Source organism: Nocardiopsis sp. NPDC055879 (genome assembly GCF_053615935.1).
The window spans coordinates 204,689-218,220 of record NZ_JBSHCT010000006.1 but is presented as its reverse complement, the minus strand read 5'-3'; the positions used below and the strand labels follow the sequence as shown (position 1 = coordinate 218,220).

The following is a 13,532-nucleotide window of genomic DNA, read 5'->3' as shown; positions in this document are numbered from 1 at the left end:
CCCCCTACGATGGACGACAAGGCCGTCACCAACGGCAGGTCACAGAGCTTTTTACGCCCTTCCGGCGAACTCGACGAGGAGAGTGCACGACGTGAGCGAGCAGCAGCGCCCCCAGGCCGAGACGGACGCCCCCGTGTTCAGTCCACGTAAGAACGGCCAGGCGCAGTCGGTCTCCGACGAGCTCGCCGGGTGGATGCGCACCGGTTGGGCCGACACCGAGATGCGCGACCTGGAGCCGATCGAGCAGGCCGAGCACACCGCCCGCCGTCGCGCGACGATCGGCGCCGCCTTCCCCGGCGACCGTCTGGTCATCCCCTCCGGCCAGTACCTGACCCGCTCCAACGACACCGAATACCCCTTCCGCGCCGCCACGAACTACGCCTACCTGACCGGTGACACCACCGACGGCAACTGCCTGGTGCTCACCCCGAAGGCCGACGGCGGCCACGACGTGGTGCTCTACCTCAAGCCGCGCTCCAACCGCGACAACGGCGAGTTCTGGCTCGGTGGCTACGGCGAGCTGTGGACCGGTCGCCGCAACAGCCTGGAGGAGGCCGCCGCCCTGCTGGGCGTGGCCACCGCCGACGTGCGCACCCTGCCCGCCGCCCTGCGCGCCGACGCCACCGTCACCACGCGCGTCGTGCGCGGCCACGACGCCGAGATCGACGCCGTCGTGGACGAGCTGCGCGCCGACACCGACGAGGAGTCGCGCGCCAAGTCCGTCAAGCTCGACGAGGACCTGGGCGTCGCCTTGGCCGACCACCGTCTGGTCAAGGACGAGTGGGAGATCGCCCAGCTGCAGCTGGCCGTGGACGCCACCACGCGCGGCTTCGGTGACGTGGCCAAGGCGCTGCCGCAGGCCAAGGACACCTCCGAGCGTTACGTCGAGGGCACCTTCTTCCTGCGCGCCCGCGTGGAGGGCAACGACGTCGGCTACGGCACCATCGCCGCCTCCGGCGCCAACGCCACCACCCTGCACTGGACCCGCAACGACGGGCCCGTGCGCGAGGGCGACCTGCTGCTGCTCGACGCCGGCGTGGAGACCACCACCCTCTACACCGCCGACGTCACCCGCACCATGCCGGTCTCGGGCACCTTCACCGACCTGCAGCGCAAGGTCTACGACCTGGTGTACGCGGCCCAGGAGGCCGGTATCGCCGCCGTCGCCCCGGGCAAGCCCTTCACCGCCTTCCACGGGGCCTCCCAGCGCGTGCTCGCCGAGGGTCTGGTCGAGTGGGGCCTGCTGGAGGGCCCGGTCGAGCGCGTCCTGGAACTGGGTCTGCAGCGTCGCTACACCCTGCACGGCACCGGTCACATGCTCGGCTTGGACGTGCACGACTGCGCGGTCTCCCGCCAGGAGGCGCACCTGTACGGCGACCTGAAGCCGGGCATGGTGCTCACCGTCGAGCCGGGCCTGTACTTCCAGCCCGACGACCTGACCGTCCCCGAGGAGCTGCGCGGTATCGGCGTGCGCATCGAGGACGACGTCCTGGTCACCGAGGACGGCCGCACCGTGATGTCGGCCGGTCTGCCGCGTTCCTCGGCCGACGTCGAGGCCTGGCTGGCCGAGCGTCTTCCGCGCTGAGCGGTGTTCTCCCGGGGCCCGCGCTCGGCTTCGGCCCGTTCGGGCGCCGAAGCAGAACCCGACCCCGGAACCGTCCGGTGGGCCCGTCTCCCGTGGGGAGGCGGGCCCACCGTCGTTCTCAGGGGTTTCGGGGGGCTCTGGGAGCTTGGTCGAACCGGACGAAGGACCGCAGCGAGGGCCGGTGCTCATGCGCCTCGACCAACCCCAACGCCTCGTAGAAGGCGCGCTGGCCGTCCTCGTCGTCGGTGAGCAGTACCCGTTGGCGAACCCCCTCGTACCCGGAGAACAGCTCGTCCATCAACCGCCGACCCAGGCCGGTGCGTTGTTCGTCCGGGTGTACCAGGATGTCCTGGACGTGGACCACCGTGGCGCCGTCCGAGATCGACCGGACCAACCCCACGAGGCGGTCCTCCCTGCGGGCGACCACCAATCGGTGCGAGCCGCCCAACGCCCGCATCAGCACCTCTGGAGCCTCGGTGTAGGCGGTCCAACCGACCGCCCCGTACAGATCCAGTACCTCGGCGCGTTCCAAGTCCTCGGCCGCGCACACACTCACTCGAACCACGTCCCGTGTCTCCTTCGCTCACCGACGATGGCCCGGAAGTCTGTCAGGTTCGCCCGCCGTGTTCCAGAGCGTGGCCGGCATCGGGTGGATCGACCGGGCGGGTGGACGCACACGACGATCCGGCTCCTGCACGGAAGGGACCGATCCGATTTCCGGTACCGTTACCGGACAAGCGATGTGGACCGGTCATCGGGGCCGTCTTCCCCAAGGGGAGGACGGCCCCTCGCCGCAACAGATAACGTCGTGGTGGCGTGGAAGTACCCAGGAACGACGGGGAGGGCGACTCGTGCGCGCGGAACGGCTGTGGCGCAGGGGGTTGCGGTTTCCGCGCCTGTTCCTGGCGGACCGGACGGTCCTCGTGCACGGCGACGTGGACCTCAGTACCGACCCGCGCAAGTCGCGCTACGAGGCGCGGGCCTTCGACACCCGTTCGCTGCGTCCCCTGGGGACCGCGTTCGAGGCGCAGGGGCCGGTGAACCTGGCCGTGTCCCCCGAGGGGGAGGACTGGCCCGGTACCGTCCTGGTGCAGGCCTCACGCCGGTCGGTGAGCGTACGCGACCCCCGCACCGGCATCCCGCTGTTGGAGACCGACCTGGCCGAACCCGGGGAGCGCTGGCCCGACGACGTCGCCCTGAGGGTGGTGGACAAGCAGGCGGTGGTCTTCCTCTTCGGTGAGGACGGTGACGGCGGCACCCGATGGTGGGCGGTGGACCCCTACACCGGGGCGACCGTGCCGGACCTGACCGACTCCAGACCAGGCCACGAGGCCCGCGGCGAACGCATGTCCTTCGCCGGCGACTATCTGGTGGCGCCCGGCCAGGACCCGGGCTTCGACCCGGTGATCCTCGCCGACTACGAACACCCGCGCGAGCGGGTCTACCTGATGGAGGACGGCGAGTACCTGGGCGAGGTGGAGAGCCACGCCGACTCCGAGACGGTGGCCGCCCGGGTGGGCGGGCGCTCCCTGCTCGCGGTCGCCGGACGCGTGCACTCCCTGCCCGACCTGGAACTGGTCGCCGAACTGGGTGGTCCGCGCACCCTGACCTCACTGGTGGAATGGGACGGCGAGGCGGTCGCCGTCTACCAGGAGGAGGAGGCCCGCCCCGACGGCCTGGGCGGCTGGTACCTGGACGAGCTGCGGGTGCGTCGGCTGGATCGGCCCGGACAACCCGTGACGGAGGTCCCCGGGACCTGGCCGGGCGAGCTGGAGGACCTGGTGGCCGCCCCGGACGGGGTCATCGTCCTGGCCACCACCGAGGGCGTCCACGCCCTGCACATGCGGCCTTGAACAGGACGGCCCCGGCCGTCCCGCCGAACCTGGTGCCCGGGGCCTCGGGCATCACGGGGCCTCTCGGAGCGCCCGCAGTCCGGCGGCCGCGTACTCCCCGACGGCCTCACCGGCCCGGTCCCGCCCGCCGCCCTCGGCCCCCTGCCTGCCGCGGTAGGCGATGCCCTGGGCGATGACCGCCGACTTCAGGTGGGCCAGACCCAGGTGGAAACCCCAGTCGCGCAGAGCGCGTCCGGACACCCGCGAGTACATGTGCGCGATCTCGTCGGCGGTGGGCAGCCGGTCGCTGTTCCACGCGGCCGGTTCGCCCAACACCAGGTCCAGTCCGGGACGCCGGTACACGCACATCATGGCGATGTCGGCCAGCGGGTCTCCGAGGGTGGACAGCTCCCAATCGACCACCGCGTGGATCCGCCCCGCGTCATGGTGGTCCAGCATCACGTTGTCGATGCGGTAGTCGCCGTGCACGATCGCGTGCGCCGAGGATTCGGGTACGGCGTCCGCCAGCACCCGGCACAGTCGGTCCAGGTCGGGCAGATCCCCGTCGCGCACCCGCTCCCACTGGCGACCCCACAAGCGCACCTGGCGTTCCAGGAACCCGTGCGGTCGGCCGTGCGAGGCCAGCCCGACGGCCTCGTGGTCGACCGCGTGCAGGCGGGCCAGCACCCGCACCAGGCTCCGGACACAGACGGCGACCTGTTCGTCGTCCAGGTCGGCCAGCTGGTCGCGGGTGCGCACCACCCGGGCGTCGACGTGGGAGAACACGGAGAAGGGCGCCCCGATGACGGAGGGGTCCTCGCACAGGGCCACGGCGTCGGCGACGGGGACCTCGGAGCCGCCCAGGGCGTCCACCACACGGAACTCCCGCCCCATGTCGTGGGCAGAGGGGGTCAACCCCGCGGTCGGGGGCCTGCGCAACACCCACCGCGGCCCCGTGGCGTCGTCGATCCGGTAGGTCAGGTTGGACTTGCCACCGCTGATGGGTTCGGCGCGCAAGGTTCCCTCGACCTCGACGCCGGAACGCTCCAGGTAGGCGGCCAGTGCGGTCGTGTCGAGCGGGGGAGCGTGTGTCATCGCGGTCCCTCCCCGGCCTCGTGGGCGCGGCGGGCCCGCGAGACCACCCGCTTGGCGATCGACCAACGGTGGACCTCGGAGGGTCCGTCGTAGACGCGGAAGGGGCGTACCTCGCGCAGCAACCGGGCCAGGGGCAGGTCGTCACTGACCCCGAGTCCGCCGCACAGCTGGATCGAACGGTCCACGACCCGGTGGATCGCCTCGGCGGCGAACGTCTTGGCGATGGAGGTGGAGGTCCGGGCGTCCACCCCGGTGTCCAACTCCCAACAGGCCTGGAGCAGTAGGGAGCGGGTGGCCGCGATGTCGATCTCGTTGTCGGCGATCATCTGTTGGGCCAGACCCAGGTCGCCCAACCGGGAACCGAACAGCTCCCGCCGGCAGGCCCGGTCCACCGCGATGTCCTGGGCGCGCCGCGCACTGCCCAACCAGCGCATCACGTGGGTCATGCGTGCCGGGCCGAGGCGCACCTGCGCGTAGGAGAAGCCCTCGTCGACCTCGCCGAGGACGTTCTCGTCGGGCACGAACAGGCCGTCGAAGATCACCTCGCAGTGACCGCCGAGCATGGAGGAGTCCATGGTCCGGACGTGGCGGCCCACGGTGAGGCCGGGCGCGTCGGCGTCGGTGAGGAACATGGTCGCGCCACCACGGTCACCGGGCCGGCCCGAGGTCCGGGCCATCACGATGAGGAATCCGGCCCCGTCGGCGCCGGTGATGAAGGTCTTGTGGCCGTCGATCCGCCATCCGCCCGCCGTTCGCGTGGCGGTGGTCGACAGGGCGGAGGGGTCGGCGCCCGCGCCGGGGGAGGGCTCGGTCATGGCGAAGGCGGAACGTACCTCGCCTCGGCACAGCGGGCCCAGGTAGCGTTCGCGCTGAACGGGGTCGGCGACGCGTTCCAACATGTGGACGTTGCCCTCGTCGGGTGCGGCGATGTTGAGCGCGGTCGGGCCGAACACCGACAGGCCCGCCGCCTCGAACACGGGTGCGCGGTCGCGCAGGTCCAGCCCCTGACCGCCGAACTCCACTGGGCAGTGCGGCGCGAAGACCCCGGCCTCGCGGGCCCGCCGTTGCAGGCGCAGGCGCAGGGTGTCGCCGCCGGCCCCGGCGATGTCGCCGTCGTGTTCCTCCTCCACGGGGAGCACGGTCGTGCGCACGAAGTCCCGTGTCGCCCGGGCGAGGTCGGTCGCCCTCGCGGTGTGCCCCAGATCGATCACGCAATCCTCCACCCGGTAACCGACCGAGCGATCGCTCGGTCACGTGGACGGCAGATTGTCACGGCCCTCGGGTGGCTGTCAACGCTCTCCCGGCGCGGGGGCGGGGTTTCAGGGGGTGCGGGGCCGGGTGGGGGCGGCGCCCACGGTGGCGCGGGCCAGCGTGAGGTAGCGGTCGACGAGCCGGTCGGGGGAGAGTTCGCCGTCGGGCCGGAACCAGGAGGCCACGGCCACGCACATGGTGGTCACGGCCCGGCCGGCGTCACGCGGGTATGGGGTGGTGAACACCCCCGCCTCCCGACCACGCGCGATGACGTCGTCGACCATGCGCTGTTGTTCGTCGCGCAGGGCGACGTAGGAGGTGCGCAGGTCGGGGGTCATGCTCCGGATCTCGGTCGAGGCCACGAAGGCCTGTGGCCTGCGGTGCATGTGGAAGCGCAGCAGGCACTCGATCAGATTGTCGAACCGGAGGTCGGGGTCCTGCCCGGCCTCCTCCACGGCCCGACCGGTGTGGTCCAACAACTCGTGCATCGCCGCCATGACCAGGCCCTCCAACAGGGCCTGCTTGGACCGGTAGTGGTGGTACAGGCCGGGCACGGACAACCCCGCGTGTTCGGCGACCCTTCGGATGCTCGTGCCGTGGTAGCCCTGCTCGACGAAGCACTCCAGGGCCGCCGCGAGGGGGGGTGAGAGCCGCTGCTCCCCGAACGAACGCCACGATCCCGACACCGCACTCCTCGCTTCCGTAAGGCTTCGAGCTGAAAGGTACCGGTAGGAACCGGGTCCCGTCGTCGCCGCTCGCGACCCGAGGACGTATTGACAGGTGGTCTTGTGATCCACAACACTACGGACCACTGACCGAGCGATCGTTCGGTCGGTGTCGTGAGCGTCGACGTTTCCACGAGGAGAAGAGGGACTCGACTTGCCACAGCCCACCACCATCGTCCAGGCCTGGCGCCACCGCGTCGACCGGAACCCGGACGCCCCCGCCATCGCCTACTTCGACCGCGTCATGACCGCACGGGAGGTCGACGAGGCCTCGGACGCCCTCGCCGTCGCCCTGGCGGAGAGGGGCGTGGGACCCGGGGACCGCGTCGGGGTCCGGCTCCAGAACATCCCGCAGTACGCACTGAGCATGCTCGCCCTGTGGAAACTCGGCGCCGCGCTCCTGGTCCTCAACCCGATGTACCGCGGTGAGGAACTGCGCCGCCTGATCGAGGACGCCGAACCGGTCGGCCTCATCAGCTCCGACGACACCCTGGCCGAGACCCGCACCGCGCTGGAGGGAAGCTCCGTCCGGTGGTTGCTCGGCACCTCCGACCTGGACCTGCAGTCCCGCGACGACACCCGGGTGTTCTCTCCCGGGCCGCGACCGGACCCCTCCCCGGACGGCGATCTCGTGGAGTCGATCCGCGCACACGCCGGTCGCCGACCGGCCCCGGTCGACCTCGACGGGGACTCCGTGGCCCTGTTGGCCTACACCTCCGGGACCACCGGGCCGCCCAAGGGCGCGATGAACACGCACGCCAACGTTCTGGCCGTCACCTCCACCTTCGCCGCCCACGTGGGGCTGCGAGAAGGCGACGTCGTCCTGGCGGTGGCCCCGCTCTTCCACATCACCGGAGCGGTGATCAACGCCGCGCTGGCGCTGTTGGGCGACACGCTGCTGGTGTTCGCCCACCGCTTCCACCCGGGAGTGGTGCTCGACGCCTTCACCGAACACCGCGTCACCTTCACCATCGGATCCATCACCGTCTTCAACGCCCTGTACGAGCATCCGGACGCCACCGCCGAACACTTCGCCTCGGCGCGCCTGCTCTACTCCGGAGGCGCCCCCATCCCGCCGGCCACCGTCGACAGGTTCCAGGATCGCTTCGGCGTGTACATCCACAACGCCTACGGGATGACCGAGACGACCTCCGGCGTCATCGCGGTGCCTCCGGGCGAACACGCACCGGTCGATCCCACGAGTGGCTCGCTGTCCATCGGCCGGGCCCTGCCGCACCTGAGCGCACGCGTCGTCGGCCCGGACGGCGCTCCCGTCCCCGCCGGAACACAGGGCGAACTCGAACTGTCCGGGCCCCAGGTGGTGCCCGGTTACTGGCGCAATCCCGAGGCCACCGCCCACACCTTCCCCTCGGGGCGACTCCGCACCGGGGACGGGGCCGTCATCGACGAGGACGGATGGGTGTACCTGGTCGACCGGCTCAAGGACCAGATCAACGTCTCCGGTTACAAGGTGTGGCCGCGCGAGGTCGAGGACGCGCTCTACCGGCACCCCGCCGTTCACGAGGTCGCGGTGGTCGGCCGCCCCGACTCCTACCAGGGCGAATCCGTGGTCGCCCACGTCTCCCTCGCCGCGGGCGCCCAGGCCACCGAGGAGGAACTCATCGCGTTCGCCCGAGAGCACCTCGCCGCCTACAAACGCCCGCGCGAGGTCCACATCGTCCCATCCCTGCCCAAGACACTCACCGGCAAGATCCGGCGGCGCGCCCTGCGTGAGGCCGCCGCCACCGAAGCACAAGGAGACCCCTCGTGAGCGCGACCACCCCCGGTAGGGTCGACGAACCACCCGCCCGCACACTCCGATCCAAGCGCAAGTCCCTGCTGGCCAGCACGGTCGGCAACGTCCTGGAGTGGTACGAGTGGAGCGCCTACGCGGTCTTCACCCCCTTCATCGCCGCCGTCATCGGTTTGTTGGGTGTGGATACCCCGTCCTTCAGGGTGGGGAGGAAACACCTTCTTCTTTCCGCGTTCGGGGTGTGTACCGGCTTTCAGGCTGCTAAAACATGATCCATGGCCAGGAAGACCGTGAAGCGGGCGTTCAAGTACCGCTTCTACCCCACCCAGGTGCAGGCGGCGCAGCTGTCGCGCACGTTCGGGTGTGTGCGCCTGGTCTACAACAAAGCCCTCGCCGCCCGTTCCCAGGCCTGGGATCAGCACCGGGAGCGGGTGGGCTACTCCGCGACCTCGGCCCTGCTCACCGGTTGGAAGAAGACCAACGATCTGGCCTTTCTCACCGAGGTGTCCAGTGTCCCGCTCCAACAGGGGCTGCGGCATCTGCAAGGGGCGTTCTCGAACTTCTTCGCGGGTCGCGCCCGCTATCCGCGATTCAAATCGAAGAAGAGGTCGCGGGCCTCGGCGGAGTACACCCCGAGCGCGTTCCGCTACCGGGACGGGAAGCTCACCCTGGCCAAGATGGACCAGCCGTTGGACATCGTGTGGTCGCGCCCTCTACCGGAGGGTGCTTCGCCGTCCACGGTGACCGTCTCGCGGGACGCGGCGGGGCGCTGGTTCGTGTCGCTGTTGTGCCAGGACACCATCACAGCCGCCCCGACCTCTGAGGGCGTGGTCGGGGTGGACGCGGGTCTGACTTCCCTGGTGACGTTGTCCACGGGGGAGAAGATCACCAACCCCCGCCATGAAAGGCGTGACCGGGCCAAGTTGGTCAAGGCGCAACGGTCCCTGTCCCGTAAGGCCAGGGGCAGCGTGAACCGGGCCAAGGCCCGGGTCAAGGTCGCGCGGGTGCACGCCCGTATCACCGATCGCAGGAAGGACTTCCTGCACCAGCTCACCACTCGTCTCGTCCGCGAAAACCAAGTGGTCGTGATCGAGGACCTGACCGTGTGCAACCTGGTCAAGAACCGCACCCTGGCCCGCGCCATCTCGGACGCGGCCTGGACACAGTTGCGGTCGATGTTGGAGTACAAAACCCACTGGTATGGGCGGGAGTTGGTCGTGGTGGACCGGTTCTTCCCCTCGACCAGGCTGTGCTCGACGCCTGGGTGTGGGCATGTACGTGCCCGGTTGCCGTTGAACGTGCGCACCTGGACGTGCGAGCGGTGCGGCACCACCCATGACCGCGATGTGAACGCGGCGATCAATCTCAAGGCCGCCGGGCCGGCGGTATCTGCCTGCGGAGCCGGTGTGAGACCTCAACGGGAGTCCTCCCGGACGAGGCGGTCGGCGTTGAAACAGGAAGGCCACGGGGCGGCCCGTGACGGGGCGGAAGCCTCGAACCACCGATAGGTGGTTGCCGAAATCCCCCGCCTTCAGGCGTGGGGAGGAAGTCAACAAGGAGACCAAGGGGACCGAGCTCACGGAGAACTGATGGCGTCGGTGGGGCCGGGCGATCCGGGGGACCTGGTGGCCTCAACGGGGCATCGCCCCGGCCGCCCACCGTCGCGGGGGCGCACCTACTCGGCACGCGGATCCGATGTGTACGCCCTTCCTGATTTTGAGGCGTTACCGCGTGGGCGTCCTCCCGGTGATCCGCGCGCCCAGGGCCCGCCTCGGGCGTGCGACCACGGGCCCCGGCACGTCGTTCGGCTCCGGAACGGTCGGTCGGTGCGATACTCGCCGCACCCACGTCGAGGAGACGACCATGAACACTTCACGGACCCTGGCACGTTCCCTGGCCCTGGGGTTGGCATCGGGGGCACGTGGAACCCTGGGACCCTGCGCGCCACTGTTGGCCCGAGACGAAGGACGAACGCTCCGACGCGGACTGGTGGCGCTGACCATCACCGGTGAACTCGTGGCGGACAAGACGCCGGGCATCCCGCCCCGCACGTCGGGGCCGGTCCTGCTGTCGCGCTCGCTCGCCGGAGCCTGGGGCGGGGCCCTGCTCGCCCGGAACCTGGGCGGCCCCGTGCCACCGGCCGTCGCCGTCGCCGCGTTGGCGGCCCCGATGGGCGCGGTGGTGGGGGTGTGGTGGCGTTCCTGGTGGAGTGGGTCCCGTCCGGCCTGGGAGGGCGCGGTCATAGAGGACGCCGTGGCGCTCGCCCTGGCGTGGTGCGCGGTCTCCGGAACTCCTCGGGGGGCGTGACCTTGAGCCTTCGAGGAGGGCGCGCACGGCGGCCACCGTGCGCGCCCTCCTCGGAGAAGGCCCTCAACCCTCGAAGGTCCGCAGTACCTTGAACTCCACCCCGGCCCGGGGCAGTCGCTCGATCAGCGCCTCGCCCATCGCCACCGCCGAGGTCACCTGCCCGGAGGTTTCGGGCAACTCGTCCCGCCACAGGCACAACGCGGACTCGGCGAGCATGCCCGAGGTCGCCGCGTATCCCGGATCGCCGCCCGACACCAGGGTGTGCACCCGACGACCACCACCCGAACCCACGAAGTGCACGGTGAACCAACCACCGGCCAACTGTTCCTCGCTGGGGCCCTCGCCGGGGGAGCGCAGCGACAGCAATCGCTCCCGCAACGCCGGAACCTGGGCGGCCGCCATCATTCCGGCGGCGCCACCGGCCGCGCCCACCGCGCTGGTCAGATGACGAAACGCCCCGTAGTGCCCGTAGCTGAAGTCGGGGCCGTAACGCTCCAACGCCGCCGCCGAACGCGCCACCACCCGCGGGTCCAGGCTGGGGAGCGGCAGTGTCCAACCCCGGGCCAACCGGGTGCGCGGGATTCCGCTCCGGTCGACGCGCACCCTGCGGCCCCGCGGCCCTGTCTCCATCGCCCGGCGGTCCCGTGCGGCGGACACCAGACCCACGGCGTCGGAGAAGGCGCCCACCGCCGAGCGCAGCGTGCCACCCGAGGCCGTGCCCTGCGCGCGCACGAACCCCTCCACGTGTAGGGGCACGCCTTCGGGCAGTCGCCCGACGGTGAAGAGCACACCCAGGTCGTGGGGGAGGGAATCGAAGCCGCAGGCGTGCACGATCCGCGCGCCCGTGCTCTGGGCGGTGGCGTGATGGCGTACGTACATGCGGTCCACGAAGGCCGGCTCACCGCACAGGTCCACGTAGTCGGTGCCCTCCGCCGCGCACGCCGCCACCAAGGGCTCGCCGTACTCCGCGTAGGGGCCGACCGTGGTGATGACCACCCGGGCGGACGCGGCCAGGGTCCGGATGGAGGCGGTGTCGTCGACATCGGCCAACAGCAGGTCCGGGGTGGGCCGGTCCGGGTCGATCTCGGCCAACTCGGCCCGCACGGCCTCCAACTTGTCGATGTTGCGCCCGGCCAACGCCCACCGCAGCTCGCGGGGGGCGTTCTCCGCCAGGTACTCGGCGGTCAGTGCTCCGGTGTACCCGGTCGCGCCGAACAGGACGATGTCGTAACCGCGTTGCATGTCTTCCTTGTCGGTAGGCCTTCGCGTCGCTCGTGGTGTCAAAGTCTGACAGGTGGGCGTCACGGGGGTGGAGCCGGCGGTGTGGACCCGCCGATGATCGGGTAGGCCGCCCCGGCGAGAACACCGATGACCCTGGGAAGAGGACCTGTGACATCCCTGATCGATCTGCACGGCACCGCGATGGAGGAGTTCGACCGCAGGGTGAAGGCGGTACGGCTCACCGACTGGGCCCTGCCCACCCCGTGTTCGGACTGGGACGTGCACGACCTGGTCGACCACCTGACCACCGAGCAGTTGTGGGTGCCCCATCTGTTGGGCGGTGCCCGGGTCGAGGACGTGGGCGACCGGTTCGATGGCGACAACCTCGGGGAGGAACCGCTCGCGACCTGGACCGTGGCGGCGCGTGAGGCCCGCACGGCGTGGCTGGCCCCGTCCGCGCTGGAACAGCGGGTCCACCTGTCCTTCGGGGAGTCCCCGGCCGAGCTGTACCTGTGGCAGATGACCTTCGACCTGGCCGTGCACGCCTGGGACCTGGCCCGGGCCATCGGGGCGGACGAGCGCCTCGACCCGGACCTGGTCGCCGAGCTGCTCACGTGGACGAAGGGACAGGAGGGGGAATTGGCGGCGAGCGGACTGTTCGCCGAACCGGTTCGAGTGGGGGAGGACGCCGATCCACGGACCCGCCTGCTCGCCCTCACCGGACGTCGGGTCTGAGGATTGGGGGGCGTCCGCCGCGGCGCCCCCTTCCTCGGGCTCGGCCCGATTCGGTCCCGGTCGCCTGGTCGGGGACCCATCGCAGCACGTCGCCGGGCTGACGGCCGAGCGTATGGCCGATCGCGTCGAGCGTGGTGAACCGCACCGCCTTGGCCCGGCCGTTCTTGAGCACGGCGACGTTGGCGGGCGCAAGACCCGTCGGGCGAGTGGGGGCTTGTTCATATATGCCAGGCGGAGTATATTCCTCATGTGGCATATACAGTGTTCGAGGTGATCGCCGAACCGCGTCGTCGTCAGATCCTGGACCATCTGCGAGAGCGTGGCGAGAGCGTGGTGGGGGACCTGGTGGAACAGCTCGACCTGTCCCAGCCCACGGTCTCCAAACACCTGCGCATCCTGCGTGAAGCCGGGTTCGTGAGGGTGCGCCAAGAGGCCCAGCGTCGTTGGTACCGCCTCGGTCTCGACCCGTTCCTCGAAGTGGAGGACTGGCTGGGGCCCTACCGACGACTGTGGGAGGAACGCCTCGACGACTTGGCGGCTCACCTGGACACGATGCCGGACGAGGACGGAGCAGAGGGGGATGGGGCATGAGCGAGCCGGGACTGCGATCTCTGGGCGACGACCGGTGGACACTCACACTGGTGCGGGCGCTCGACCACCCGCCCGAGAAGGTCTGGCGGGCGATCACCGAACCCCGTCACCTGGCGCGGTGGTACCCGATGGCGGCCGAACACCTGGACCTGAGGGTCGGCGGTGCCATCACCTTCCGAGACGAGGAGGGGACCGAACTGCCGGCCGAGGTCACCGAGGTCGAACCCGGACGGGTCTTCGCCTTCCGTGAGTTCGACGTCGAGACGGGTGAGCACCACCTGCGACTCGGTCTGGAGGCCGACGGCGAGGGCGGTTGCCGGCTCACACTGACCCACACCTTCATCGGTGGCGACTGGGCGGAACGGACCGAGACCGGTTGGTTGATGTGTCTCGACGAACTCGAACGTGCCCTGGCCGAGGGCGAATGAACGTGAGCG

General features: G+C 70.5%; 15 protein-coding genes. 9 read left to right on the top strand and 6 right to left on the bottom strand.

Going from position 1 to position 13,532, the window contains the following annotated elements; genetic code table 11:
* Positions 1-91 precede the first annotated feature (91 nt).
* Positions 92-1,585: an aminopeptidase P family protein gene (locus ACWGKS_RS09295; RefSeq protein ID WP_358514151.1), complete on the top strand. Its 1,494-nt coding sequence runs from the start codon at positions 92-94 to the stop codon at positions 1,583-1,585.
* A gap of 118 nt (positions 1,586-1,703) precedes the next feature.
* On the opposite strand, the gene ACWGKS_RS09290 is transcribed toward ACWGKS_RS09295, so the two are convergent.
* Positions 1,704-2,150, bottom strand: a complete 447-nt coding sequence (locus ACWGKS_RS09290; protein ID WP_358514149.1) for a GNAT family N-acetyltransferase — start codon at positions 2,148-2,150, stop codon at positions 1,704-1,706.
* Positions 2,151-2,436: 286 nt separating this feature from the next.
* On the opposite strand from ACWGKS_RS09290, the gene ACWGKS_RS09285 reads away from it, so the two are divergent.
* Positions 2,437-3,438 (top strand): hypothetical protein, encoded by a 1,002-nt coding sequence (locus tag ACWGKS_RS09285; RefSeq protein WP_358514147.1) that lies wholly within the window; start codon positions 2,437-2,439, stop codon positions 3,436-3,438.
* 51 nt (positions 3,439-3,489) lie between these two features.
* Here ACWGKS_RS09285 and ACWGKS_RS09280 read toward each other — a convergent pair whose 3' ends face one another.
* From ACWGKS_RS09280 to ACWGKS_RS09270, 3 genes are all read right to left on the bottom strand, one after another.
* Entirely contained in the window at positions 3,490-4,512 is a 1,023-nt protein-coding gene (locus ACWGKS_RS09280) for a phosphotransferase family protein (protein WP_358514145.1), read from the bottom strand.
* A complete protein-coding gene (locus tag ACWGKS_RS09275) occupies positions 4,509-5,723 on the bottom strand; it encodes an acyl-CoA dehydrogenase family protein (protein WP_358514143.1) in 1,215 nt (404 codons plus the stop codon). Before ACWGKS_RS09275 ends, ACWGKS_RS09280 begins: the two co-directional genes overlap by 4 nt.
* Before the next feature lie 108 nt (positions 5,724-5,831).
* Positions 5,832-6,449 (bottom strand): TetR/AcrR family transcriptional regulator, encoded by a 618-nt coding sequence (locus tag ACWGKS_RS09270; RefSeq protein WP_358514141.1) that lies wholly within the window; start codon positions 6,447-6,449, stop codon positions 5,832-5,834.
* A gap of 193 nt (positions 6,450-6,642) precedes the next feature.
* Here ACWGKS_RS09270 and ACWGKS_RS09265 point away from each other — a divergent pair, with 193 nt between their 5' ends.
* The 4 genes from ACWGKS_RS09265 (at position 6,643) to ACWGKS_RS09250 (ending at position 10,548) form a co-directional block, all read left to right on the top strand.
* Complete coding sequence (locus ACWGKS_RS09265) at positions 6,643-8,259, top strand: class I adenylate-forming enzyme family protein (protein WP_358514139.1); 1,617 nt, start codon at positions 6,643-6,645, stop codon at positions 8,257-8,259.
* Complete coding sequence (locus ACWGKS_RS09260; RefSeq protein ID WP_358514137.1) at positions 8,256-8,513, top strand: hypothetical protein; 258 nt, start codon at positions 8,256-8,258, stop codon at positions 8,511-8,513. The genes ACWGKS_RS09265 and ACWGKS_RS09260 overlap by 4 nt, the downstream gene beginning before the upstream one ends.
* 3 nt (positions 8,514-8,516) lie before the next feature.
* Positions 8,517-9,749: an RNA-guided endonuclease InsQ/TnpB family protein gene (locus ACWGKS_RS09255; RefSeq protein WP_358514135.1), complete on the top strand. Its 1,233-nt coding sequence runs from the start codon at positions 8,517-8,519 to the stop codon at positions 9,747-9,749.
* A gap of 355 nt (positions 9,750-10,104) precedes the next feature.
* Positions 10,105-10,548, top strand: a complete 444-nt coding sequence (locus ACWGKS_RS09250; RefSeq protein ID WP_358514133.1) for a hypothetical protein — start codon at positions 10,105-10,107, stop codon at positions 10,546-10,548.
* 63 nt (positions 10,549-10,611) lie between these two features.
* On the opposite strand, the gene ACWGKS_RS09245 is transcribed toward ACWGKS_RS09250, so the two are convergent.
* Positions 10,612-11,790: a saccharopine dehydrogenase family protein gene (locus ACWGKS_RS09245; RefSeq protein WP_358514131.1), complete on the bottom strand. Its 1,179-nt coding sequence runs from the start codon at positions 11,788-11,790 to the stop codon at positions 10,612-10,614.
* Positions 11,791-11,937: 147 nt separating this feature from the next.
* Between ACWGKS_RS09245 and ACWGKS_RS09240 the strand changes: the two genes are divergently transcribed.
* Entirely contained in the window at positions 11,938-12,504 is a 567-nt protein-coding gene (locus ACWGKS_RS09240; protein WP_358514129.1) for a TIGR03086 family metal-binding protein, read from the top strand.
* On the opposite strand, the gene ACWGKS_RS09235 is transcribed toward ACWGKS_RS09240, so the two are convergent.
* Positions 12,485-12,760 (bottom strand): helix-turn-helix domain-containing protein, encoded by a 276-nt coding sequence (locus ACWGKS_RS09235; RefSeq protein ID WP_452522255.1) that lies wholly within the window; start codon positions 12,758-12,760, stop codon positions 12,485-12,487. The genes ACWGKS_RS09240 and ACWGKS_RS09235 overlap by 20 nt on opposite strands.
* On the opposite strand from ACWGKS_RS09235, the gene ACWGKS_RS09230 reads away from it, so the two are divergent.
* On the top strand, positions 12,754-13,095 hold the full coding sequence (locus tag ACWGKS_RS09230) for an ArsR/SmtB family transcription factor (RefSeq protein WP_358514127.1): 342 nt from the start codon (positions 12,754-12,756) through the stop codon (positions 13,093-13,095). The genes ACWGKS_RS09235 and ACWGKS_RS09230 overlap by 7 nt on opposite strands.
* The gene (locus tag ACWGKS_RS09225) at positions 13,092-13,523 is read left to right on the top strand and encodes an SRPBCC domain-containing protein (RefSeq protein ID WP_358514125.1); all 432 of its coding nucleotides are present in this window, start codon (positions 13,092-13,094) and stop codon (positions 13,521-13,523) included. The genes ACWGKS_RS09230 and ACWGKS_RS09225 overlap by 4 nt, the downstream gene beginning before the upstream one ends.
* Positions 13,524-13,532: the final 9 nt, after the last annotated feature.

What these genes read in the sequence shown, in the direction of transcription:
- ACWGKS_RS09250 (WP_358514133.1), top strand. Translation starts at nt 10,105, where the DNA reads ATGAACACTTCACGGACCCTGGCACGTTCCCTGGCCCTGGGGTTGGCA.
- ACWGKS_RS09225 (WP_358514125.1), top strand. Translation starts at nt 13,092, where the DNA reads ATGAGCGAGCCGGGACTGCGATCTCTGGGCGACGACCGGTGGACACTC.
- ACWGKS_RS09245 (WP_358514131.1), bottom strand. Translation starts at nt 11,790, where the DNA reads ATGCAACGCGGTTACGACATCGTCCTGTTCGGCGCGACCGGGTACACC.
- ACWGKS_RS09255 (WP_358514135.1), top strand. Translation starts at nt 8,517, where the DNA reads ATGGCCAGGAAGACCGTGAAGCGGGCGTTCAAGTACCGCTTCTACCCC.
- ACWGKS_RS09280 (WP_358514145.1), bottom strand. Translation starts at nt 4,512, where the DNA reads ATGACACACGCTCCCCCGCTCGACACGACCGCACTGGCCGCCTACCTG.
- ACWGKS_RS09235 (WP_452522255.1), bottom strand. Translation starts at nt 12,760, where the DNA reads ATGCCACATGAGGAATATACTCCGCCTGGCATATATGAACAAGCCCCC.